This window comes from Streptomyces sp. CMB-StM0423 (genome assembly GCF_002847285.1).
Lineage (GTDB): Bacteria > Actinomycetota > Actinomycetes > Streptomycetales > Streptomycetaceae > Streptomyces.
The window spans coordinates 1,579,505-1,602,659 of record NZ_CP025407.1; the positions used below are offsets into that span (position 1 = coordinate 1,579,505).

A 23,155-nucleotide genomic window follows, 5' to 3' on the forward strand; every position below is an offset into this window, starting at 1 on the left:
AGCCCGCAGCCCGGGACCGGGGTACGGTCGGGGCACCGGCTGTCCCCGGCCCCCGGGGGTCGACGGCATCCCCGCGCCCGCGTTCAGCGGTCGCTCGCCGTGATCCGCCACGGGCCCCACCACCCGGTCGCGCCCTGTCCGCGCTCCCGCTCCGCGCGGGAGTAGCGGGCGAGGTCGCGGGCCGAGAAGAGGGCCATCCCCGCGTGGAAGCCGGTCACCGGCACCGGCACCCGCGCCCAGTAGGCCAGCCGCCCGTCGACGTACCACTCCACCTCGGACGTCCCGGCCCGGTAGCCGACCCCGTAGCGGTGCGCCTGCCCGGGTTCCGTGGGCACGTCCATGACGACGCGGTGGATGTAGTGGTCCTCGGGGCGGCTCACCCCGGGGATCACCAGCCGCTCGACGACCGCGTACACCGTGTCGTTGGTGGCGGCGGCGTTGATGACGACGCCCGTCCCCAGATCGAAGAGGTTGACGGTGCCGAAGGCGTCGAGCAGGTCGTACGGCACCTGCCCGTAGGTCCGCACCGCCATCTCCACCTCGAACGCCAGCCGCCCCCCGGCCGGCACGTCGAACCGCCGCACCGACCGGTACATCTGCTTGGCGTTGTTGCGCCGCGGGTCGGTGTCGTGGAAGCGGGTGAACGGGTTGACGGTCAGCGTCAGCCGCCCGTCCCCGGTGCGGACCCGGGCGTTGTCGTCCCGGTACTCGTGCCGTACGCCCCCGGCCCCCGTCATCTCCATGACCCGCCAGCGGGCCGGGTCGAGGGCGCCGCGGGTGAAGTCGTCGTAGGTCCACGTGCTCGCCACGGATGCGGAAGTCATACGACCCACCATCGGCGCGCCCGCGCGGCCCGGAACATCCCGGATTCACGCGGTCCGCCCGCCCTCCGACGCCAATTCCCGCCGGCGGGGCGGCGGTCAGCCGGTCTCCGGGAAGTGGCAGGCGGCCTCCCTGGTGCCGCCGCCGGCGCGCTCCAGCACCGGGCGCTCCGTCCGGCACACGTCCTGCGCCTTCGGGCAGCGCGGGTGGAACGCGCAGCCGCCCGGCGGCGCGGCGGGGCTGGGCAGGTCGCCCTTGAGGACGATGCGTTCGCGGGTGCGCTCCACCGCCGGGTCCGGCACCGGTACCGCGGAGAGCAGCGCGCGGGTGTACGGGTGGGCGGGGCGGGCGTAGACCTCGTCGCGGTCGCCCAGCTCCACGATCCGGCCCAGGTACATCACCGCGACGCGGTCGCAGACCCGCTTGACCACCGACAGGTCGTGGGCGATGAAGAGGTAGGCGAGGCCCAGTTCGCGGCGGAGGCGTTCCATCAGGTTGACGATCTGGGCCTGGATGGAGACGTCGAGCGCGGACACCGGCTCGTCGGCGACGATCAGCCGCGGCCTGGTCGCCAGCGCCCGGGCGATGGCGATGCGCTGCGCCTGGCCGCCGGAGAACTGGTGCGGGTAGCGCTCCAGATGCTCGGCGCCGAGCCCGACCTGCGCCAGCAGTTCCGCGGCCCGCAAGCGCGCCGCGCGCGGTTCCGTGCCCTGGACGACCATCGGGTCGGTGAGCGTGCGGAGCACCCGGTGGCGGGGGTTGAGCGAGGAGAGGGGGTCCTGGAAGACCATCTGGACGTGGCGGCGCACCGGGCGCAGCGCGCGCTGCCCGAGGTGGGTGATGTCCGTACCGTCGAACGTCACGGAGCCCCCGGTCGGCTCCAGCAGCCGGACGAGCATCCGGCCGGTGGTGGACTTGCCGCAGCCCGACTCCCCCACCAGGCCCAGGGTCTCGCCCGCCCGCAGGTCGAAGCCGACGCCGTCCACCGCCCGTACGGCGGGGGCGGCACGGCCGGTGCGGGTGCGCCGGCCGGGGAAGGTCTTGACGAGGTTGCGGGCCGACAGCAGCGGCTCGCCCGCGGCCGGGCGCGGGCCCGCCTTGGTGAGCGCCGCGGGCCCGGCCTCGGGGGTGGACGTCATCGGGTTCCTTCCGGTGCGGGGGTCGGGGCGGGCACGGCGGCGGGGCCGTCCCGGCGCCCGGACGGGGCCGCGGCCAGCGGCAGATGGCAGGACGCCAGCCGCCCCGGCCGCAGCGGTACGAGCTCTGGCCGCGTCCCCTCGCAGCGTGCGCGTACGTCGTCCGCCGCCTCGGCGGCGCGGAAGCAGCGCGGCGCGAACGCGCAGCCGGGTCCCGGGGCGAGCAGCGAGGGCGGGCTGCCGGGGATGGTGTGCAGCGGCACGCCCGGGTCGTCGTCGAGCCGCGGCAGCGAGTCGAGCAGCCCGCGCGTGTACGGGTGCGCGGGGGCGGCGAACAGCTCCTCCACCGGCGCCTGTTCGGCAGGCCGGCCCGCGTACATCACCAGGACCTCGTGCGCCACGCGCGCGACCACCCCCAGGTCGTGGGTGATCATCACGACGCCGAGGCCGCGCTCGGCCTGGATCCGGGCGATCAGCTCCAGGATCTGCGCCTGCACGGTGACGTCGAGCGCGGTGGTCGGCTCGTCGGCGATGAGCAGGTCGGGCTCGCACGCCAGCGCCATGGCGATCATGACCCGCTGGCGCATGCCGCCGGAGAACCGGTGCGGGTGATCCGCGGCCCGGCGCGCGGGCTCGGGGATGCCGACCTCGCCGAGCATCTCCACCGCCCGGCTGCGGGCGGCGCGGCGGCCCGCGCCGAAGTGCACGCGGTACGCCTCGGCGATCTGCTCGCCGACCGTGTAGTAGGGGTGCAGGCTGGACATCGGGTCCTGGAAGATCATCGCCATCCGGCGGCCGCGCAGCCGCGCCAGTTCCCGGTCGGCGAGGCCGCTCAGCTCACGGCCCGCGAGCGCGACCGACCCGCTGACCTCGGCGCCGCGGTGCAGCCCCATCACGGCCAGGGAGGTCACGGACTTCCCGGAGCCGGACTCGCCGACGATGCCGAGGGTGCGGCCGGCCCGTACGGTGAAGTCGATGCCGTCGACGGCCCGTACGGGCCCGGCGGCGGTCGGGAAGGTGACCTTCAGGTCGCGCACGCGCAGCAGCTGCGGCTCGCCGGCGGGGCCGCCGGGGGTGGCGGGGGTGGTGTCGTCAGCGGTCATGTTCAGTACCTCACCCTCGGGTCGACGACCGCGTAGAGGATGTCCACGACGAGGTTCGCCGCCACGATGAAGAAGGCCGCCAGCAGCGTGACCCCGAGGATCACCGGCTGGTCGGAGCGCTGGAGGGCGTCGAAGAAGAGCCTGCCGACGCCCGGGATGCCGAAGATGCTCTCGGTGATCACGGCGCCGGCGAGCAGCCCGCCGAGGTCCATGCCGAAGATGGTCAGCACCGGGGTCATGCCGGAGCGCAGCCCGTGCTTGACCACGACGACGGACTCGGGCATGCCCTTGGCGCGCGCGGTGCGGATGTAGGGCTGGGCCATGGCCTCGATCATCGAACTGCGGCTCTGCCGGGCGTACATCGCGGCGTACAGCAGCGCCAGCGCGGTCCACGGCAGCAGCAGGTTCGCGGCCCAGTCGAGCGGATCGTCGGTCAGGGCGGCGTACTCGGGATACGGCAGCACGCCGGCGACGCGGACGACGCCGTGGATGAGCATGACGGCGGTGAAGTACACCGGCAGCGAGGCGGCGGCCACGGCGCCGACCATCAGGGTGCGGTCGGTGCGCGTGCCCTTGCGCAGGGCGGCGGCGATGCCCGTGCCGAGGCCGAGGACCAGCCACATGAGCGCGGCGCCGAAGGCCAGCGACGCCGAGACCGGCAGCCGGTCGGTGAGCAGGTCCCACACCGGCAGCGAGTACTCGTAGGAGTAGCCGAAGCAGGGGAAGCCGCACTGGAGCGCGTGCGGTCCCCCGCCCAGCTCGCGGCCCGCGAAGATCCCGGTGAGGTAGTCGGTGAACTGGCGCCACAGCGGCTGGTCGAGCCCCATGGAGTGGCGCACCTCGGCGAGCCGCTCCGGCGTGCAGGTCTTGCCGCAGGCGGCCGCGGCGGGGTCGGCGGGCAGCAGGTAGAAGATGGTGAAGGTGACGAGGCAGATGGCCAGCAGGACGCCGGCGACGCCCACGAGCCGGCGGGCGAGGTAGAGGATCACGCGCGGTCTCCCCGGGGGTCGAGGGTCTCCCGGAGCGTGTCGGCGAGGACGGTGAACGCCAGCACGGCCAGGAAGAGGAAGGCGCTGGGGATGACGAAGTACATGGGGTCGGTCTCGTAGAAGGAGACGGCCTCGGAGATCATCTGCCCCCAGGAGGAGGTCGGCGGCTGCACGCCCACGCCGAGGAAGCTGAGCGCGGCCTCGGTGCTGATCATCCCGGGGATCAGCAGGGTGGTGTACGCGATGACGGGCCCCGAGACGTTCGGCAGGATCTCCCGGGTGACGATCCGCCAGGCCCCGAACCCGCCGGCGCGGGCGGCGTCGACGTACTCGCGGTGCTTGACGGACAGCGTCTCACCGCGCACCACGCGGGCGATGCCGGGCCAGCCGAAGATGCCGATGACACCGGTCATCAGCAGCACCCGGTCGACGTCCTGGGCCACCGACATCATCGCGATCATGAAGATGAGCGAGGGGAAGGACATCGTGAGGTCCATCAGCCGGCTGAGCACGGTGTCGGTCCGGCCGCCGAAGTAGCCGGCCGCGATGCCCGCGGCGGTGCCGACGACGACCACGATGGCGGTGGCCGCGAAGGAGATGAACAGGGAGACCTGGCCGCCGTGGACGACCCGGGCGAACAGGTCCCGGCCGGTGACCGGTTCCACGCCCAGCCAGTGCTCCGCGCTGATCCCGCCGAGCGCGCCCTTGGGCAGGCCGCCGAGGTACGGGTCGACGGCGGTCTTGTCGAACTCGGTCGGGGACCAGCCGCCGAGCGCGCTGAGCAGCGGCGCGGCGGCGGCCATGACGACGAGCAGGGCGACGACGACGAGGGCCGCGAAGGCGCCGCGGTCGCCGCGTACCGCGTGCCACGCCAGCCGCCAGGGGCCCCGGCCGGCCTCGTCCTCCGGGCCGGCCTCGGCCCCGGCGCTCCCGGACCGCGGCCGCCCGGAGCCCTTGCGGAGTACCGTCATGACTTCCCCGGGTCCTTCAGCCCGATGACCGCGTAGTCGAACTGCCCGGTCCAGACCGGGTGTCCGAAGGCGCCGGCGATGTTGTCGCCGGCGAGCAGCGGCTTGCGCTCCCACAGCAGCGGGACGGACGGCGCCTTCTTCATGATCTCGGCGTCCAGTGCGGTCCACGCCTTGTTCGCCTCGCCGACGTCGGTCAGAGTGGCGATGCGGTCCATCTCCCGCATCACCTCCTCGTCGCGGAACTGGGCGTAGTTGCCCTTGTTGCCGGTCTCCTGGATGGTGCGGCCGTCGAAGACGAACGGCAGGAAGGTGGCGCCGGAGGGGTAGTCGGGGCACCAGCCGCTGATCGCCATGTCGGGCGCGTTCTTCGTGTCGCCGATGGTGTCGTAGAAGACGGACGGGTCGACGGTCTGGATCTTCACGGTGACGCCGGCCCGGTCCAGGCTCTGCTGCAGCGCCTCGGCCCTGGTCTTGTCGCCGGTGGAGACGGTGAGGGTGGCGGTGAAGCCGTCGGATTCACCGGCCTTCGCGAGCAGTTGCTTCGCCTTCTCCACGTCGCCCTCGGGCGGGATGCCGAGCACGTCGCTCTTCTTGCCGCCGGCCAGCGCGGGCGGCAGGTAGGCGGTGGCGACCTCGTTGAGCGCGGGGCCGCCGTTGGCGGTGACCTGGGCCTCGCGGTCGACGGCGGCCATCATCGCCCGCCGCACCACGGGGTCGTCGAAGGGCGCGCGCGAGGTGTTGAGGTGCAGCATGTCGGTGCAGCCGGTGATCTCGGCGGCGAGCCGGGCCCGTACGTCCTCCTTGGAGAGCACCTTGGCCACGCTCTCGGGGCGCATGTCGGCCCACTCCACGGCGGAGGCGTCGCCGCCGCCGCTCGCGATGAGCCGGTCGTCGATCTGGTCGCCGCCCAGGCCCATCCTGACCACGATCCGGTCGGGGTACGCCTTGCGCACGGGGTCGGTGGCGGCGCGCCAGTGCTCGTTGCGTACGAGCACCAGCTCCTTGCCGCGGTCGTAGCGGTCGATCTTGTACGGGCCGGAGGAGAACGGCCGCTGGTCGTACTGGACGCCCTTGTCCTGGGCCGCGGGCACCGGCGCGAACGTCGGCAGGGTGGCGGTGTAGGAGAACTCGGCGATGGGCCGCTTGAGCCGGAAGACGATGGTCCGTTCGTCCGGCACCTCGATGGAGTCCAGGTGCTCGCCGTCCAGCGGGCCCGCGTAGCCGTCGGTGCCGGCGAGGTACTGCTGCGCGTAGTCCGGGCCGCCGGTGAGGTCGGCGGCGAAGGACCGCTCGACGTTGTACTTCACGTCCGCGGCGGTGATCGGGCTGCCGTCCTCGTACGTCAGCCCCTTCTTCAGCGTGAACGTCCACACCTTGCCGCCCTCGGAGGGCGTGCCGAGGTCGGTGGCCAGGTCGGGGACGATCTCGGTGCCCTTCTCGCCGGGCTCGGCGCGGAAGGTGGTGAGGGTCCGGTAGAGCAGCCGGATGCCGAAGTCCATGTCGGGCATGGTCCAGTTGCGGGTCGGGTCGAGGTGGGCGAAGTCCTGGTTGGACAGCACGGTCAGGGTGCCGCCGCGCTGGGGGGTACCGCCGATCACGCCGGTGGCGCCGGGGTTGCGGCCCTTGCCGCCGCCGGAGTCGCCCGGGTCGGCCGAGCAGGCGGCCGCACCTGCGGTGAGGGCTGCCGCGAGAGACGCCGCGAGGGCGGCGCGCACACTTCTGCTGATCATGTTCCACTCCGTCGTGGGTGGGTCCGGGGGGCTGGATCCGAGATCACCGAGGGCAGTTGGGCCGTACGGGCCGCTTCCCTCCCCTGGCGCGCTGTGTAACATAATAATGTGCAATTTTATTGGCAAGGGATCGGCGGACTCGTTACGCACCCGTGTCCGGCACCCCCCGCTCACCAGGAGCCGCCCCGATGGACAAGCCCCTCGCCCGCCCGCACACCGGCAGCCACGACCTCGACGTCCCGGCCGCCCTGCAGACCTTCATGAGCAGCGCGTGGGCGCCCAGCCCGCTGCCGTCCGGCCGCCGCGTGCCCGGGTACGACGCGCTCGCCGGCCGCCGCGCCCGGCTGTCCGCGCGCTTCCCCGGCGAGCGGCTGGTGCTGCCCGCCGGGGTGCTCAAGGTCCGTTCCAACGACTGCGATTACCGCTTCCGACCGCACAGCGCGTACGCCTGGCTGACCGGTCTGACCGGCGAGGACCAGGCGGGACACGTCCTCGTCCTGGAGCCCGCCGGGGCCGAGGGACACGAGGCCGTGCTGTACGTGCGGCCGCGCTCGGCCCGGGACACCGACGAGTTCTACCGGGACCGCCGCTACGGCGAGTTCTGGGTCGGCCGCCGCCCCGACCTCGGCGAGGCCGCGGAACTGACCGGTGTCGCCGCCCGCGACCTCGACGACCTCGCCAAACTCGCCGCCGGGCCCCGGCCGCAGGCCCGGGTGCTCTCCGGGCTCGACGCCCGCGTCGACGGCCTCTTCGACCGCGGCCCGCGCAGCGCCGCCGAGCCGGACCGGGACGCCGAACTGGGCACGTACCTCGCGGAGTTGCGGCTGGTCAAGGACGACTGGGAGGTCGGGCAGCTCCAACTCGCCGTCGACCACACCGCGGCCGGCTTCGAGGACGTCGTACGCGCCCTGCCCACCGCCCTGCGCCACCCGCGCGGCGAACGCTGGCTGGAGGGCGTCTTCCAGACCCGCGCCCGCGCCGAGGGCAACGGCACCGGATACGAGACCATCGCCGCCTCCGGCGAACACGCCTGCGTCCTGCACTGGATCCGCAACGACGGCCGGCTCGACCCGGAACGGCTGCTGCTCCTCGACGCCGGGGTGGAGACCGACACCCTCTACACCGCCGACGTCACCCGCACCCTCCCGCTCTCCGGGCGCTTCTCACCGGTGCAGCGGCAGGTGTACCGACTCGTCCTCGACGCCCAGGACGCCGGCATCGCGGCCCTCCGGCCGGGCGCCCGCTTCCGCGACTTCCACCGGGCGGCGATGACGGTGATCGCCGAGGGGCTCTACGACTGGGGCGTGCTGCGCGTCACCCCCGAGGAGGCGCTGGCCCCCGACAGCGGCCTGTACCGCCGCTACACGTTGTGCAGCAGCGGGCACATGCTCGGCCTGGACGTGCACGACTGCGCCAAGGCGCGGGCGAGCGCGTATCTCGACGGGGTGCTGGCGGCGGGGCAGGTCCTCACCGTGGAGCCCGGGCTCTACCTCCAGCCCGACGACGAGACGCTGCCGCTCGAACTGCGCGGCATCGGCGTGCGGATCGAGGACGACCTCGTGATCACCGAGGACGGCGCCCGGCTGATGTCGGACGGGCTGCCGCGGGACCCGGACGCCGTCGAGGAGTGGATGGGGACTCTGCTCGACGGCGGCCGCCGGGCGGTCTGAGCGGGGGGCCGGGCGGTGCGCCGTCCTCGCCCGCGTCCGGCCCCGCCCCGCTCGGCCGTCCCACCGCCCGCGGCGCCGCACGGCGCCGCGGGCGGCTCCGCGCGCCGGCCGCGGGTGCCCCCCGCGGGTCAGCCCTCGCCGAGGCGCAGTGCGCTCGCGCGCTTCGCGGCGCTGCGCCGGCCGGCCGCCCACAGGGTGCGGATGTGGCCGAGGTGTCCCGCCATCAGCTCCTGGGCCGCGGTGGCGTTGCCGGCGATCATCAGGTCGAGCAGGGTGAGGTGCTCCTGCGCGGAGTCGACGAGCACGCCGGCGCGGTCGAGGTCCGTCAGGCCGTACAGCCGGGAGCGGTTGCGCAGTTCGGCGACGACGGTGACCAGGTGGTCGTTGCCGGCGAGCGCGAGCAGGTCGAGGTGGAAGCGGCGGTCGGCCTCCAGATAGCCGATGAGATCGTGGTCGCGGGTGGCCTTGACGATGTCCTCCGCGAGCGGGCGCAGCGCCTCCAACTGCTCCTCGGTGGCCACCTCCGTCACCCGGCCCACGGTGGGGATCTCGATCAGCTCGCGGATCTCCGTGTAGTTGTCGAGGTCGCCCTCGGTCATCTCGGTGACGCGGAAACCCTTGTTGCGCACGGCCTCGACCAGACCCTCGCGGGCGAGGTCGAGCATGGCCTCGCGCACGGGCGTGGCCGAGACGCCGAACTCCGTGGCCAGCGCGGGCGCGGAGTAGATGACGCCGGGCCGCAGCTCGCCCGCTATCAGCGCCGCCCGCAGGGCGTTGGCGACCTGGTCGCGCAGGTGCTTCTGCACCGAGATGAGCTTGCCCCGCTTCGCCTCAGCCATGGTGTTCCCTCCGGGAGCGGCAGGGGCCCGATGCGCGATGTGACATTGTTGTATCGTACCCCGCCCTTCCGCCCCGGCGGCCGGGGACCGGGACGGAAGGCGGCTGCGGGTCCGTACGCGGTGGTGCGGCAGGTCAGCCCAGGCCCTCGGCGAGCAGCTTCTCCGTGACCCCCCTGACCACCGCGGCCTGTTCGTCCGCCAGCGGCGAGCGCGGCGGGCGGCAGGGGCCGCCGTGCAGCCCGGCGACGTCCATGGACAGCTTGATCGCCTGGACGAACTCCGGCTTGGAGTCCCAGCGGAGCAGCGGGTGCAGGGCCCGGTAGAGCGGCTTGGCCAGCGCCAGGTCACCGCCGGTGGCGGCGCGGTAGAGGGTGGCGCAGGCGTCGGGCAGCGCGTTGGGGAAGCCGGCGATCCAACCGACGGCACCCGCGATGGCCAGCTCCAGCAGCACGTCGTCCGCGCCGACGAGCAGGTCGAGTCCGGGCGCCAGCTCGGCGAGTTCGTAGGCGCGGCGGACGTCGCCGGTGAACTCCTTGACGGCGACGATGCTCTCCTCGCCGTGCATGGCCGCGAGCAGCGCGGGGGTGAGGTCGGTGCGGGTGTCGTACGGGTTGTTGTACGCGACCACCGGCAGGCCGACCTGCGCCACCTCCGCGTAGTGCGCGCGCACCGCCGCCTCGTCCGCCCGGTACGCGGTGGGCGGGAGCAGCAGCACCGAGCCGACGCCGGCCTCCGCCGCCCGCTCGGTCCAGCCGCGGGCCTCCGCGCTGCCGTACGCCGCGGCGCCCACCATGACCCGGTCGCCGTCGCCGGCCGCGGCCACGGCGGTGTGCACCAGGCGGATGCGCTCGTCGTCGGTGAGGGTCTGGTACTCGCCCAGGGAGCCGTTGGTCACGACCCCGTCGCAGCCGGCGTCGAGGAGCCGGCGCACGTGCTCGGCGTAGGCGTCGAAGTCCACGGTCAGGTCGGCGCGCAGCGGGAGCGCGGTGGCGACCATGAGGCCGTGCCAGGGGCGGGACCGTTCCTGTGGGGCAGAGGTCATGGAGTACTCCGGGTGAGTCGCGGCAGGCAGGCGCGGGCCGCGCGGTCGCGGGCCCGTGGACAACAGTACAATGTCACATGGTTCTCTGGATACCGGCCCCGGCGGCCGATGCCCCTGCGCCCGCGCGTCGGGCGCGCGGACGGCCCGGGTGGCGGCGGTGGTGCGCTCCGCTCGCCACCCGGGCTCCCCCGGGTTCCTCCCTCCCGTACCGTCGTGTCCTTGTGTCCCTACCCGGTCAGTACTCGGTGGTGACCGTCGCTCCGCCGAAGTCCGTTGCGGCGACGAGGGTGAGGTAGTGGTAGCCCGCCTGCGGGTTGCTCACCGTCAGCGTCTCGCTGTTGCCGGGTCCCATCGACCTGCTGGTGTAGCTGCCGGTCGTGGCCCAGGTGCTGCTGTTGTAGTAGAGGTCCGCGTTGCCGGTGCCCCCTTCACTGGTGATCTTCAGTTGCCGGGTGCCGGCGGGGACGTAGAGGTAGAAGTACGCGTAGTCCCCGGCCCGCGCGGTGACGCCGCTGCGCCGGCAGTTGCGGTCCATCTGACGGGTGTCGGCGCCGGTGCACTCGGTGATGCCGCCGCCCCCGCCGCCTCCGCCGCACTCGCCGGCGGCGCACGCGGTGAGCCACGTGTACCAGTCGCCGTCGTAGCGCGAGCCGATGCTGCCGGTCAGATAGCTGCGGGCGGCGCTCCAGTTGCCGCCGCGGTAGTAGCCGAGGACGGTGTCCATCTCCGACCTGTGGGACTGGAGCATGTACCGGACGGCCAGGTAGCCCCACCGGTAGACGCGCGTCTGGTCATGGCTGTACGTGGTGTCGAACAGCGTGCTGAGCGCGTAGGTGCGCCGGCCCGCCTCCGTGATGGCGGCGTCGTAGCGCAGATTGCGGTACGAGTAGGACACGTACTCCGCGAAGCCCTCGATCCACCAGATCGTCGGGGTGGAGACGTTGGCGGTGAAGTCGCCGTACATGTTGAAGCGGCCGTCGAGGTAGTGCGTGTACTCGTGGTTGAGGTTCCAGATCTCGAACGCGGGCCGCACCCACTCGGCCTCGTAGGCGATGAACCGGGGCTGGTTGCCGGCGGCCGCGGGGTCCCCTTCCAGATACATGCCGCCGTTGTTGGTGTCGATGCCGAACATCGCGCCCGCATAGGTCTGGTAGTCGGTGCTGGAGTCGAACGCGACCACCTCCAGGGTGGTGTTGCGGTCCCCCGCGACCGGCCCGCTGTCGCGCGCGATGCCGTGGAAGTAGGCGTCCTGGTTGGCCAGGCTGGCGCACGACTCGCCGAGCTGCGCCGCGGTCATGTCCTGGGCGCGGATGCGCAGGCTGCCGCTGCACGTGTGGTTGATCGGCAGCACGGCCGCGGCCAGCCGCTCCTGGAGGTTGCAGGTGCCGTAGTACCCGCAGTTGGCCTTGTCGTAGAAGTCGGCCATCTCGGCGAAGCCGACCCACAGCGGCGCGGTCCTGCCGGTCATGGAGCTCTGGCCGAGCAGCCCCGCGCCCTTCGGGCGCACGTCGGGCTGGAGCGCGGAGTGCTGGAGGAACCGGCCCAGTTCGCGGCCGGCGTTGGAGGTCAGATAGCCGCGGTCGGTGCCGAGCAGGCCGACGTGGCCGGAGGCGAAGTCGTACAGCGTGGTGAGCACGCTGCGGTCGGAGGTGACCGCGCTGACGAACTCCGGCACCTGGTGGCCGCGGAAGAGCACCGTGTAGACGCTGTTGACGGCGTTGAGCATCCACCAGGAGCCGTCGTACGAGCTGTTGTAGCCGGTCAGCAGCCGCTTGACCACGTGCAGATAGCGGGCGTTCTCCTCGGCGCTGTCGATGAGGATCACCGCCTCGGCGAGGGTCTCGCCGTTGGCGTCGCTGACGTCGAAGGCGTGGCTGCTCGCGAAGAACGCGTCCAGGCCCGACCGGATCGCGGTCTTCAGGCCCTGGCCGTACGGGCCGACGGTGGACTCGTTGTACCAGTGCACGTAATAGCCCGCGCGCAGGTAGAGCACCAACTGCGGCATGCCCGTGCTGCTGTTGCCGGGGTAGGCCGACGAGCCGTCGCGCAGCGCGTACGCGACGCTCGTCATCTGCGCCTCGCGGAAGGCGTAGTAGGCGTCGCCGCCGGTCAGGCTGAACAGCGTGTTGATGCAGTCGGTGGTCGACGCCCTGATCTGGGCGACCAGGGCGCTGCCGGTGCGGCTGGTGAAGTCGCCGGTGCTGCACGCGGCGGCGGCCGCGTCGGCGCCGGCCCCGCCCTTCCCTGCGGCGCTCTTGCCGGGCGCGTTCCTCCCGGCCGCCTTCATCGACGGCCGGGCGCGCTCGGCCGAGGTCGCTGGGCCGTCGTAGTCGCGCTTCAGTTCGTCCTTCGACGCGGACAGCGGCGCGCGCTGCCGCGGCTTGAGCGGGTCCTTCCCGACGTGCTCGGGCTCGTCGCCGTCCTGCGCGACGGCCGAGGACTGCGGGGGTGGCTGCGCCGTTCCGTTCCGCTCCTGCGCCTGCGGCCGCTCCTGCGACTGCGCCTGTGCCGCGGGGCGTTCGGGTGCCGTACGGGCCTGCGCCTGTGTGGCGAGCAGCCCCGTGCCCAGGCTGAGGGTCACAGCCAGGACGAGGAGTCCTGATCCCCGCCGTCCCATCGGTCTCGGTCTCACTTGCCGCCTCCCGGGTTACGAGATTCTTGGCATGAACACGTGCATGACGGTGCAGTAATATGTCACACATCACATGTCCGAGGAAGACGTCGCGCAGGAAGTCGTGGCTCACCTCTTCTTCCGGGCGTCGAGTTCGATGGCGAGCGGGGTGGCGGTGAAGACCGAGGAGTACGTGCCCGCGGCGATGCCGACGAGGAGCGCGAGCGCGAAGTCGGTGAGGGCGCCGCCGCCGAGCAGCGCCAGCGCGGCGAGGATGAAGACGGCGCCCATACCGGTGTTCACCGTGCGCGGCAGGGTCTGCAGGATCGCCGTGTTCGCGGCGGTGCGGAACGGCTTGCGGCGGTCGGCGGCGACGAGTTCGCGGACGCGGTCGTACAGGACGACGGAGTCGTTGACGGAGTAGCCGATGACGGTGAGCAGGGCGGCGAGGAAGATGCCGTCGATGGGCTTGCCGAGCCAGGCGAAGACGCCGACGAGGATCACCGCGTCGTGGACGAGCGCCGCGACCGCGGAGGTGGCGTACGTCCAGCGGAAGCGGACGGCGAGATAGACCAGTTGGGCGGCCAGGGCGACGCCGAGCGCGATGAGCGCGCCGGTGCGCAGCTCCTCGCCGAGGCTGGGCCCGATCATCTCGTCGCGGACCATCTCCGCGCCGCCGCCCAGCTCGTCCACCGCGGCGGTGACCTCGGCCGCCTCGTCGTCGGAGAGTTCTTCCGTACGGACGCTCAGCTCGCCGTCGCCCGAGGTGTTGACGACGGCGCGCGGGTGCCCGGCGTCGGCGAGCGCGGCGCGGGCGTCGTCGGCGTCGACCGGCTGCGTGGTGGCGTACTCGATGAGCCGGCCGCCGGTGAACTCCACGCCGAAGTCCAGCCCGCGGACCACGATGCCGCTGCCGGCCAGCAGCAGGGCGATGCCGGAGAGCGCGAGCCAGCGGCGCGAGTGGCGCAGGAGCTTCGGGTCGCGCCGGACCAGCCAGGACCGCACCCGGCCGTGGCCCGCGATCCCGGAGCGGCCGGGGCGTACCCGCAGGGCGCGGCGGCCCGCGGCGTACTCGGCGAGGACCCGGGTGACGACCAGCGCGCTGAACATCGAGGCCAGCACGCCGATCGCGAGCGTGACGCCGAAGCCGCGCACGGGTCCCGAGGCCAGGAAGAAGAGCAGCCCGGCGGCGATGAGCGTGGTGACGTTGGAGTCGGCGATGGCGCTGAACGCCTTGCGGAACCCGCCGGCCAGGGCGGTACGCACGGTGGGCCGCCGGCCGGCGGCGTACTCCTCCCTGGCCCGCTCGAAGACCAGCACGTTCGCGTCCACGGCCATGCCGATGGCCAGCACGAAGCCGGCGAGCCCGGGCAGCGTGAGGGTGGCCCCGAGGGCGGCCAGGGCGGCGTACGAGATCAGCGCGTAGCAGGCGAGGGCGACGATGGCCAGGAAGCCCAGCAGCCGGTAGACGACGATGATGAACACCGAGGTGAGGGCGGCGCCGATGAGCGCGGCCCAGGCGCTGGCGGAGATGGCCTCGGCGCCGAGGGTCGGGCCGACGGTGCGCTGCTCGACGGTCTCCAGCGGCATGGGAAGGGCGCCGCCGTTGACGAGCAGGGCGAGTTCGCGGGCCTCGTCGCGGCCGAAGTCGCCGGTGATCTGGGTGGAGCCACCGGTGATGCCGGTGCGGCAGCCGACGCCGGGGTCGACCTGGGGCGAGGAGATGACCTTGCCGTCGAGGACGATGGCGATGCGCCGCGCCGGATCGCCGGGGGGCGCGCAGGCGGCGGCGCCGGTCAGCGCGGCCCACCCGGAGTCGCCGTCGCCGTCGAAGCCGACGGTGACGAACCAGCCGCGGGCCTGCTGGGTGTCGAAGAGCGCCTCGGCGTCGGCGACGTCGGCGCCGGTGAGCGCGGCGGGCCCGAGGCGCAGCGGCTGCCCGGCCTCGTCACGCAGCACCTTGCCGTCCGCTGCCTTGCCGTCTGCTTCCTTGCCGTCCGCTTCCTTGCCGTCCGCTGCCTTGCCGTCCGCCGCGGTGCCGTCCGCGGTGCCGAGGACGGGGTGGAAGGTGAGCTGGGCGGTACGGCCGAGGAGGTCGGCGGCCTCGCGGGGGTCCTGGACGCCGGGCAGGTCGACGATGATGCGGTCGTCGCCGGAGCGGGTCAGGGTGGGCTCGGTGACGCCGAGGGCGTCGACACGGTTGCGCAGTACTTCGAGGGTGTGGTCGGTGGTGTCGGCGTCGGCTTTCGCGGCGTCGGAGTCGCGGGCCTCCAGGACGATCTGGGTGCCGCCGCGCAGGTCGAGCCCCAGGTGTACGGGGACGAGGGCGGCGACGGTGACGGACAGGGCGAGCACGGCGAGGGCCAGCACGGCCCGCACGCGGGTAGCGCGTGTCATGGGGTTTGCTCCAGCCAGGCATGGCGCGGCGGCCCGCGTGCGCGGGGGCGCGCCGGGGTGGATGTCAAGGGGGTGGTGTCAGATGCCTGGAGCGGGCGGAGGCGCGCGTTCCCCGCCGGGGGCGGGGCTGAAGCCGGGGTGGGTGCCGCCGTCCGGCGGGGCCGGAGCGGGGACGGAGGGGGTACGGGGGAGGTCGTACGGGGGCCGGGGTGCGGCGACGAACGGCGCGGAGGGCCGCTCCGCGGGGGCGCCGCGCTGGCCCTGCTGGGGCGCGGCGTGGTCCTCGGGCCCGGCCCCTGGGGCGCCGGCGAGGTGCTGATCGGCGCTCGGGGCGGGCTCGCCGACGACGTCGAAGGCGGCCCCGTACGACGACGGCCCGCCGTATACCGCCGCCCCGCCCTGCCCGGCGCCGGCCCCGAGCACGCCGGCGACGGCGAGCACGACGGCGACGACGACACCCCGCCACCGGCCCCCACCGGGGGAGCCGGGATGGACCGCGCGCGCGTACCTGCTCATACGCGGTCTCCTAGGTGGCCGGCCGGGGCCCGCAGCGCGAGCACGAACAGGCCACCATACCCACCCCCACCCCACAAAGACACCCGCCCCCTCCGGACCCGGGAGCGGGGACCGGCCCGGCGGATGCGGCGGCGCATGGGTGTGAGATGTCATGGGCATGTCTATACGCGTAGACGCGGCGGGCCGTTCGAACCTGCGTCAACCGTAGAGCAGTTCGGCACCGGCGGACTTCGCCGGCTCTCCGCTCCGTCGCAGACGTTCCTCCTCACCCCCCTGGAGGCCCTGTTGCCCGGAACCCCGGCGATATCCCCGCGCGGCTGGATCGCCGCGCTCGCCCTTCTGGCCCTCGCCCTCGGCGTCGCGCTCGGTGCGGCGCCGCCTGCGGCGGCGTTCCCGCCCGATGTGCCGCCCAAGGCGCAAGTGCAATCCGAGCTCAACAGCCTGACCGTGGCCGCGGAAGGCTCGATGAGCGGCTACTCCCGTGATCTGTTCCCCCACTGGACCACCGTCTCCGGCTCCTGCAACACCCGCGAGACGGTCCTCAAGCGCGACGGCACCAACGTCACCACCGGCGCCGACTGCTACCCCACCGGCGGCTCCTGGTACAGCTACTTCGACGGCGTCACCCGCAGCTCGCCCGCGCAGATCTCCATCGACCACATCGTGGCCCTGGCCGAGGCTTGGCGCTCCGGCGCCAGTTCCTGGACCACCGCCCGCCGCCAGCAGTTCGCCAACGACATCACCGGCCCGCAGCTCATCGCGGTGACCACCGAGGTCAACAGCTCCAAGGGCGACCGCGATCCGGCCGACTGGAAGCCCCCGCGCACCGCGTCCTGGTGCGGATACGCCAAGTTCTGGATCCACACCAAGTACCGCTGGAACCTGAAGATCGACTCCGCGGAGAAGTCCGCGGTGCAGAGCATGCTCAACGGCTGTTCGTACTAGAAGCAGACGACCGGGCGCCCCCGCCGACGGCCGGGGTGCCCGGTGCCGCCGGGTCCGGTCAGCCGAGGGCGCGCAGCACGGCCCGGAAGGCTGCCGAGATCCCCCGGCCGATCCACCCGAGCACTCCCAGCGACACGGCCACGTCCGCGCCCTCCACGGCCACGTCCGCCCGGCTCGACCCGGCCTGGCACGCCGGGCAGGAGCGGGGCCAGCGGCGCTTCCCCGCACCGCACTTCCTGCAAGTCGCCACGAACTCGATCCCCCCGCTGTTCCCGGCCCGAGGCCCCCTACGGCGTCCGAATCAGATTACCCAGCGGGGTCCTGATCCTCGCGGGTCAGGTCGCGCCGGTACCACGTGCCCGGCTTGCCGCCGAGGTGGGCGGGATCCGCCGGGCCCGCGGCCGTGAAGCCCGCCTTGACCAGCACCCGCCGGGACGCCTCGTTCCCGTGCACGATGGCCGCCCGCAGGGTGTGCAGGCCGTACGCGGCCGGCGCCCGGCGGCACAGCTCCAGGACGGACGCGGTCGCCACCCCGCGGCCGGCGGCGCGCTCGGCGACCCGGTAGCCGAGTTCCGCGGTCCCGTCCCCGATGTCCATCAGGTTGAACCTGCCGAGCACCGCGCCGTCCTCGCCGACGAGCACGTGGAAGGCGCAGACGCCGGCCTCCTGCTCCGCCAGCAGCGCGCCGAACCGGTCCGGGAAACGGTCGAAGAAGGCGTCGCCGCGGTCGGGGACCGCGGCCGCGAAGTAGGCGCGGTTCGCCAGCTCGAAGGCCAGCACCGCCGGCGCGTGTCCGGCACGCAGCCGCTCCAGCTCGGGCATCGTCCGACTCTATCCACGCGCCCGGCCGGAAGGCCCCCGGTTTTTCGGCGGGCGGGCGTCAGCGGGCGCCGTCCGGCAGGCGCGCGCCGCCCTCGGGGTCGAAGTAGTGCAGCGCCCCGGGACGTACGGCGAGGTCCACCGTGTCCCCGGGCTCGACCGGCACGTCCGCCGGGACACGAGCGCACAGCAGCCGCTCGCCCCGGCGCCGGCCGGGCCCGCCTCGCGGTCCTCCGCGAACGTGGCCCGCGCGATCACCGCGGCCTCGCCGGGCGCCGCGGGGGCGGCGAAGAACAGCGGCCGGTCCACCCCGAGGTTCTGCCGCACCACGCACGTCACCCGCAGCGCGCACGCGCCCGGGCCCGCGGCCCGCGGCTCTCGCAGCTCCTCCGGCCCGGCCCGCTCGACGTTGCCCAGCGTGGGGTCCCCGGGCGGTCGCAGCGCCGACTCGCCGGCCGCCTCCGGGCCGCGCAGCACGGTCGTCGGCACCAGGTAGACGGGCAGCAGCATGGGGATCGCGGCGATCCGACCAACTCCGCGCCACCGCCCGCCGGGTGCCCCTCAGCCCGCCCGAGCTGGCCCACGCGGCCCTCGAAGGCTTCGACGTGGACGCCGCCGCGACCCGCCACCACCCCGCGTGCACCCTGCTGCCGCAGGAGGCCGACGGGCACGGCGTGGCCACCCTCGTCTGGCGGCGCGCCCGCCCCCTGCACCCCGGCCGGCTGTACGCCGCCCTGGAGGACGTCACCTGCGCCGCCGTACGCAGCCGGGGGCGCCTGTGGCTCGCCGACCGCCCGGACGCCCTGCTGACCTGGGACACCACCGGCGGCGCGCTCGGCATCGAGCACGCGGGACCGTGGCTGGCCGCGCTGCCCGAGGCCGCCTGGGAGCTGGAGCCCGCCGCGCGCCGGGGGGCCGCCGCCCTCGACTGGCATCCCAGGCACGGCGACCGCGGCCAGCACCTCACCTTCACCGGTCCTGGACTGGACCGCGACGCGCTGCGCAGGATCCTGGACTCCTGCCTGCTCACCGACGCCGAATACGCCGCGGGCCCGGACGGCTGGCGCACGCTGTCGACCGCGTTCGACGCCCTGCTGGGCATCCCCGCCTGACCCGGCCCCCGGCGACCGGCCGCCGTGCTGTCGGCCGGTCACCGGGGGCGCCAACGCCCGTCAGCCGGCGGGCTGTACGAGGCGGGTCTCGTAGGCGAAGATCGCGGCCTGGGTGCGGTCCCGCAGTCCCAGCTTCTCCAGGACGCGGCCCACATGGGTCTTGACCGTGGACTCGGCGACGACGAGGCGGGCCGCGATCTCGGCGTTGGACAGCCCCTGCGCGATGAGGGCGAGGACCTCGGTCTCGCGGCCGGTGAGGCCGTCGACGCGGGCTTCCGCCGGGAGGTTCTGCACCGGCTTGCGCTCGGCGAAGACGGTGATCAGGCGCTTGGTGACGGTGGGCGCGAGCAGGGCCTCGCCGGCGGCGACGACGCGGACGCCCTCGGCGAGCTGGCGGGCGGAGGCGTCCTTGAGGAGGAAGCCGCTGGCGCCGGCGCGCAGTGCCTCGTAGACGTACTCGTCGAGGTGGTACGTGGTGAGGATCAGGATCTTGGTGCCGAGCCCGGTGCCGGCGATCAGGCGGGTGGCCTCCAGCCCGTTGACCTCCGGCATCCGGATGTCCATGAGCACGACGTCGGGTGCGAGCAGGCGCACCTGGTCCACCGCCGCGCCGCCGTCGGCGGCCTCGCCGACGACCTCGATGCCGGGCTGGGCGTTGAGCAGCACGGTGAACCCCTCGCGCACCATCGACTGGTCGTCGGTGATGAGCACCCGGATGGTCACGTGCCGACCGCCTTCTCGCGGATGCCGTCGGCGGGTCCGGCCACGGGAGCGTCGGCGGGGCCTTCGAGGGGATCGTCGGCGGAGTCGTCGGCGAGGAGCAGCACCGCCACCTCGTAGCCGCCGTCCGGCGTCTCGCCCGCGGTCATCCGGCCGCCCAGCATCGCCACGCGCTCGCGCATCCCCGTGACGCCCTGCCCGGCGCCGGGCGACGGCGGCGGCTCGCCGGCCGGCGCCTCGTTGACGATCCGCAGGGCGAGACCGCCCAGGACGTACGACAGCTCGACCTTCGCGGCGGCGCCCGGGGCGTGCCGCAGGACGTTGCTCAGGGCCTCCTGGACGATGCGGTAGGCCGACAGCTCGACGCCCTGCGGGAGTTCGCGCCGCGCGCCCGTGACGGTCTTCTCGACCGTCAGGCCCGTGTCGCGGACGTTGCCGAGCAGCCGGTCCAGGTCGGCGAGGGTGGGCTGGGGCGCGGACGGCGCCTCGTAGTCCTCGGTGCGTACGACGCCCAGGACGCGCCGGAGTTCGGCGAGCGCGGCGATGGCGTTCTCCCGGATCGTCGCGAAGGACGCGGTCAGTTCCGGCGGCGGGTTCTCCACCCGGTAGGGGGCGGCCTCCGCCTGGATCGCGATGACGGACATGTGGTGCGCCACGACGTCGTGCAGCTCGTGCGCGATGGACGTGCGCTTCTCCAGCCGCGTACGGCGGGAGCGCTCCTGGGCGGTGAGCGCCCCGCTGGCCTCGGCGCGGCGGCTGGCGGCGGTCCAGCCGCGTACGGAGACGGCGACGGCGATCACGACGGCCGAGGCGACGGTCATCTGGAGGGCGTTCACTTCCTCACGGGGCCGCAGGCTCAGCCAGGACGCGACGAGACCGCTCAGGGTCGTGAGGAGCCACATCGCGACGCCGGTGCCGACGCTTCGGCGCAGCGCGGCGATCGTGAGGACCACGAGATGCGAGACGAACGTCGCATCCGCCCAGGGCCAGTCGTCCGCCGAACTGACGGTCGCTGCGATGGCGAAGCACACCACCAGGGACAGCCACCAGGCGCCGACCGGCCGGAAGAGGACCAGCAGCAGGGGGACCGCCGCGGCCAGGCTGACGGGCAGACCGATGTGGCGGCCTTCGAGGGCGCCCACGTGCGGCTCGTAGCTCCCGAACTCGTCGTAGTACTCGCTGTCGCTGATCCCGTACCAGCCGCTGCCCCAGCCGAACAGGTACAGGGCGAGCGCGACGATCGCCATGTGCGGCAGCCAGACGGCGACGCGTCTGGCGGCGGGGGGCAGTCCCCTCACCACCGGCGCCTCCGGGGGCAGCGCGGGGAGGGGCGTCAGCGCGAGCGCTTCCTTGAAGACTTCGCGGCGCGTCGTACGCGTCCGGACGCCCAGCAGCCGCCAGCCGTCCCGGATCACCTCGAACTCGCCGCGGACGCGGGGGGCTTGGGGGGTGGACTCGGTCACCCGCACACCGTACGGGCGTGCGGGGCGCGGCCGCGTCCCTCCGGATACGGATCCGGGCGGGTCCTCCTCAGGTACTACGCCGGGTCGCACCGGCCCGGCCGGGCGTAGAGGGTGACGCGCGCGCCACGGACCTCCGTGCTCTCGCAGGGGCGGAAGTGCGCCCGCAGGACGTCCCGTTTCACCTGCTCCTGAGCGCCGGCTTCGACCGGCTCGCCGGCAGGGTCGTGCAGCACGACGATCCGGTCGGCCGTGAGCATCCGGGCGTGGATGGCGGCGGCCGGCAGCTCCACGCCGTAGAGGGTGTCCGACGCACGCGGATCCGCCCGCACCGCGAGGTCGACCAGGCTGGCGTACGCCGCGGGTTCTGCCGCCTGCCAGACACGGCGCCTGCCAGGCATGAAGAGCAGCCCGTCACCGGGCCGCCCCTGCGCCTGGACGGCGCGGGCGATGGCGCCCAGGTCGTCCTTGCGGCTCTCCGGGGTGCGCAGATGGAGCCCGACCGGAACAAGCGCCACCAGCACGGCCGCGGCGGCGAGGGCGGCGAGCAGGTGCCGGTGGTACCGGCGGCGCCACAGGTGGTCCAGTGTGGCGCCGAGGAGCAGCGCGAGACCGGCCTCCTCGTAGAGGACGTAGCGGGAGACGTAGAGCGGAACGATCGCGGAGGACAGCAGCAGGAGTCCGCCGGGCAGGATCAGCAGCGCCAGCGCGAGGGACCGCAGCAGCCGCGCACCCGCCGGGAGGAGGGCGGCGCCCAGCAGGCCGGCGAGGGCGGGGACGACGTAGCCGAGGAGCGCGCCGGGGCTGGGCGGGCCGATCCAGGCCACCTGCTCCGACTGCCGGGAGCTGACCACGGCGAGCGGGGCCAGCGCGGCCGCCACCGCGCCCGCGGTCCACGCCCAGGTCCACCGGTCCCTGCGGAAGTCGGGCGAGACCCACAGTGCGGCACCGTGCGCGGCGACGGCGAGCACCGCGAACTCGTGCAGCAGGCAACCCGTGAGGGCCACCACCCCGTAGGCCGCCCACAGCCGGGTCCTGCGCTCTTCCAGGGCGCGTACGAAGAGCCAGGTCGCCCAGATGACGGCGGCGCAGACGAGTGCGTACGAGCGGCCTTCCTGCGCGTAGCGCTGCACGGCGGGCAACAGCGCGAAGGCCAGGCCCGCGAGCAGCCCGGCACGGGGTCCCGCCAGCCGGCGGCCGAGGAGCGCGACGCCCGAGGCCGCGGCGGACATGGCGAGCAGCGAGGGCAGGCGCAGCGCGACCAGGCTGTCGCCGAACACGCCGAACACCCCGTGCAGCAGCAGGTAGTACAGGCCGTGGACCGCGTCCACGCCGGCGAGCGTGTCCAGGAGTCCGGAGATGTCGCGCTGCGCCATGTCGTACGTGACGGCCTCGTCACGCCACATCGCCCCCCGGCGGGTGAGCCCCCACAGCCCGAGGACGAGGGTGACGACGGCGGGGATCAGGGCGAACGCCCATGGCCGCCGGGCGGATGGGACGGGTGGATCGGCGATCTCAGGCCGGAGGAGGGCAGGGGTGGGCCGGGTGAGGGCCATGGTCGGTCTCCTGTACGCGGGGCCACACGCGCGCCGCCCGCCCGCCGTTGCCGGCTACTGACCCGCGCGGCCCGGCGGTTTCAGGGCAGGGGGTGGTAAGGCGGCGGCGGAGCAGGGGTGCGGGTGAGGCGGTGGCGGAGGACGGCGTGCGCCCCTCGGGAAGTGGGGGTCGCCGCACGTCTCTTCGGTACGAACGCTCGGGTTTCGGTCCCGCCACAACCTAGGACGGCGGCGGGCCCGGGCACCTCCCCCTCGATACGGAACCCCGAAGTTCCACCTCAGGTACCGGACGTGAACACGACCGGGTCCGGCGCGCCGCCGCCCGGCCGCGCCCTGCCCGGCCGCGGGAGGGGGCGCCGCCGGGCCGCCGTGACGCGGGTCCCCGCCCCCTTCTCCGCGGCGAGGTAGCCCTCGGCGCCCAGTTGCTCGTAGGCACCCACCACCAGGCCCCGGGAGATGCCGAGTTGCTGCGCCAGCCGACGCGAGGACGGCAGCCGCTCGCCCGGCTGCGGCCTGCCGGAGCGCACCGCCGCCCGGAGCTGCTCCTGCAACTGCCGGCCGAGCGTCTCCGGCGCCGCCCGGTCCAGGGCCATCAGGAAGTCGGGCCCGTCGCGCCCCCACCGCACCGTCACGGAGCCACCGTACGAAAACGTCCGGTCCGCCGCCGGATGGTCCACGGATCAGCGCGCCGAGTGGACCTTCAGCCGGGCCCGCGGC

The 23,155-nt window shown here is 73.9% G+C and carries 20 protein-coding genes and 1 pseudogene; 3 read left to right on the forward strand and 18 right to left on the reverse strand.

The window, feature by feature from the left end; genetic code table 11:
• Nucleotides 1–83: 83 nt before the first annotated feature.
• The 6 genes from CXR04_RS06635 to CXR04_RS06660 all read right to left on the reverse strand — a co-directional run bounded on the left by CXR04_RS06635 (nt 84) and on the right by CXR04_RS06660 (nt 6,751).
• Entirely contained in the window at nt 84–824 is a 741-nt protein-coding gene (locus tag CXR04_RS06635) for a DUF6081 family protein (protein WP_101420949.1), read from the reverse strand.
• Between the two features lie 96 nt (nt 825–920).
• Nucleotides 921–1,961: an ABC transporter ATP-binding protein gene (locus CXR04_RS06640; RefSeq protein ID WP_101420950.1), complete on the reverse strand. Its 1,041-nt coding sequence runs from the start codon at nt 1,959–1,961 to the stop codon at nt 921–923.
• A complete protein-coding gene (locus tag CXR04_RS06645) occupies nt 1,958–3,061 on the reverse strand; it encodes an ABC transporter ATP-binding protein (protein WP_101420951.1) in 1,104 nt (367 codons plus the stop codon). The genes CXR04_RS06640 and CXR04_RS06645 overlap by 4 nt, the downstream gene beginning before the upstream one ends.
• A gap of 2 nt (nt 3,062–3,063) precedes the next feature.
• Nucleotides 3,064–4,050 (reverse strand): ABC transporter permease, encoded by a 987-nt coding sequence (locus CXR04_RS06650; protein ID WP_101420952.1) that lies wholly within the window; start codon nt 4,048–4,050, stop codon nt 3,064–3,066.
• The gene (locus tag CXR04_RS06655; protein ID WP_101420953.1) at nt 4,047–5,021 is read right to left on the reverse strand and encodes an ABC transporter permease; all 975 of its coding nucleotides are present in this window, start codon (nt 5,019–5,021) and stop codon (nt 4,047–4,049) included. The genes CXR04_RS06650 and CXR04_RS06655 overlap by 4 nt, the downstream gene beginning before the upstream one ends.
• Entirely contained in the window at nt 5,018–6,751 is a 1,734-nt protein-coding gene (locus tag CXR04_RS06660) for an ABC transporter substrate-binding protein (RefSeq protein WP_101420954.1), read from the reverse strand. Before CXR04_RS06660 ends, CXR04_RS06655 begins: the two co-directional genes overlap by 4 nt.
• A 188-nt stretch (nt 6,752–6,939) precedes the next feature.
• Here CXR04_RS06660 and CXR04_RS06665 point away from each other — a divergent pair, with 188 nt between their 5' ends.
• On the forward strand, nt 6,940–8,421 hold the full coding sequence (locus CXR04_RS06665; protein ID WP_101420955.1) for an aminopeptidase P family protein: 1,482 nt from the start codon (nt 6,940–6,942) through the stop codon (nt 8,419–8,421).
• A 128-nt stretch (nt 8,422–8,549) separates the two neighbouring features.
• Here the strand turns inward: CXR04_RS06665 and CXR04_RS06670 are convergent, their stop codons facing one another.
• The 5 genes from CXR04_RS06670 to CXR04_RS34750 form a co-directional block, all read right to left on the reverse strand.
• A complete protein-coding gene (locus CXR04_RS06670) occupies nt 8,550–9,260 on the reverse strand; it encodes a GntR family transcriptional regulator (RefSeq protein ID WP_101420956.1) in 711 nt (236 codons plus the stop codon).
• Nucleotides 9,261–9,393: 133 nt separating this feature from the next.
• Nucleotides 9,394–10,257: a dihydrodipicolinate synthase family protein gene (locus CXR04_RS06675; RefSeq protein ID WP_101420957.1), complete on the reverse strand. Its 864-nt coding sequence runs from the start codon at nt 10,255–10,257 to the stop codon at nt 9,394–9,396.
• Between the two features lie 280 nt (nt 10,258–10,537).
• Nucleotides 10,538–12,919, reverse strand: a complete 2,382-nt coding sequence (locus tag CXR04_RS06680) for a M9 family metallopeptidase (protein ID WP_101420958.1) — start codon at nt 12,917–12,919, stop codon at nt 10,538–10,540.
• A gap of 123 nt (nt 12,920–13,042) precedes the next feature.
• Nucleotides 13,043–15,310: a protein translocase subunit SecD gene (gene secD, locus CXR04_RS06685; RefSeq protein ID WP_101420959.1), complete on the reverse strand. Its 2,268-nt coding sequence runs from the start codon at nt 15,308–15,310 to the stop codon at nt 13,043–13,045.
• Nucleotides 15,311–15,388: 78 nt separating this feature from the next.
• Entirely contained in the window at nt 15,389–15,826 is a 438-nt protein-coding gene (locus CXR04_RS34750) for a hypothetical protein (RefSeq protein ID WP_159072265.1), read from the reverse strand.
• A gap of 282 nt (nt 15,827–16,108) precedes the next feature.
• On the opposite strand from CXR04_RS34750, the gene CXR04_RS06695 reads away from it, so the two are divergent.
• Nucleotides 16,109–16,771, forward strand: a complete 663-nt coding sequence (locus CXR04_RS06695) for an HNH endonuclease family protein (RefSeq protein WP_101426231.1) — start codon at nt 16,109–16,111, stop codon at nt 16,769–16,771.
• A gap of 58 nt (nt 16,772–16,829) precedes the next feature.
• Here CXR04_RS06695 and CXR04_RS06700 read toward each other — a convergent pair whose 3' ends face one another.
• From CXR04_RS06700 to CXR04_RS35095, 3 genes are read right to left on the reverse strand one after another with little or no spacing between them, the layout of a single operon-like run.
• Nucleotides 16,830–17,021 carry a hypothetical protein gene (locus CXR04_RS06700; RefSeq protein WP_101420961.1) on the reverse strand — a complete coding sequence of 64 codons (192 nt, stop codon included), beginning with the start codon at nt 17,019–17,021 and terminating at the stop codon, nt 16,830–16,832.
• A 56-nt stretch (nt 17,022–17,077) separates the two neighbouring features.
• On the reverse strand, nt 17,078–17,593 hold the full coding sequence (locus CXR04_RS06705; RefSeq protein ID WP_101420962.1) for a GNAT family N-acetyltransferase: 516 nt from the start codon (nt 17,591–17,593) through the stop codon (nt 17,078–17,080).
• 9 nt (nt 17,594–17,602) lie between these two features.
• Nucleotides 17,603–18,100 carry a hypothetical protein gene (locus tag CXR04_RS35095; protein WP_199850694.1) on the reverse strand — a complete coding sequence of 166 codons (498 nt, stop codon included), beginning with the start codon at nt 18,098–18,100 and terminating at the stop codon, nt 17,603–17,605.
• A gap of 20 nt (nt 18,101–18,120) precedes the next feature.
• Between CXR04_RS35095 and CXR04_RS06710 the strand changes: the two are divergent.
• A pseudogene (locus tag CXR04_RS06710) lies at nt 18,121–18,702 on the forward strand (GTP-binding protein); the annotation flags it as partial.
• 60 nt (nt 18,703–18,762) lie between these two features.
• Here CXR04_RS06710 and CXR04_RS06715 read toward each other — a convergent pair.
• The 4 genes from CXR04_RS06715 to CXR04_RS36845 form a co-directional block, all read right to left on the reverse strand.
• Nucleotides 18,763–19,425: a response regulator gene (locus CXR04_RS06715; protein WP_101420963.1), complete on the reverse strand. Its 663-nt coding sequence runs from the start codon at nt 19,423–19,425 to the stop codon at nt 18,763–18,765.
• Nucleotides 19,422–20,891: a sensor histidine kinase gene (locus CXR04_RS06720; RefSeq protein WP_101420964.1), complete on the reverse strand. Its 1,470-nt coding sequence runs from the start codon at nt 20,889–20,891 to the stop codon at nt 19,422–19,424. Before CXR04_RS06720 ends, CXR04_RS06715 begins: the two co-directional genes overlap by 4 nt.
• Nucleotides 20,892–20,959: 68 nt before the next feature.
• On the reverse strand, nt 20,960–22,438 hold the full coding sequence (locus CXR04_RS06725; RefSeq protein ID WP_101420965.1) for a glycosyltransferase family 39 protein: 1,479 nt from the start codon (nt 22,436–22,438) through the stop codon (nt 20,960–20,962).
• 278 nt (nt 22,439–22,716) lie between these two features.
• Nucleotides 22,717–23,070: a GntR family transcriptional regulator gene (locus CXR04_RS36845; RefSeq protein WP_442802357.1), complete on the reverse strand. Its 354-nt coding sequence runs from the start codon at nt 23,068–23,070 to the stop codon at nt 22,717–22,719.
• Between the last annotated feature and the right edge of the window lie 85 nt (nt 23,071–23,155).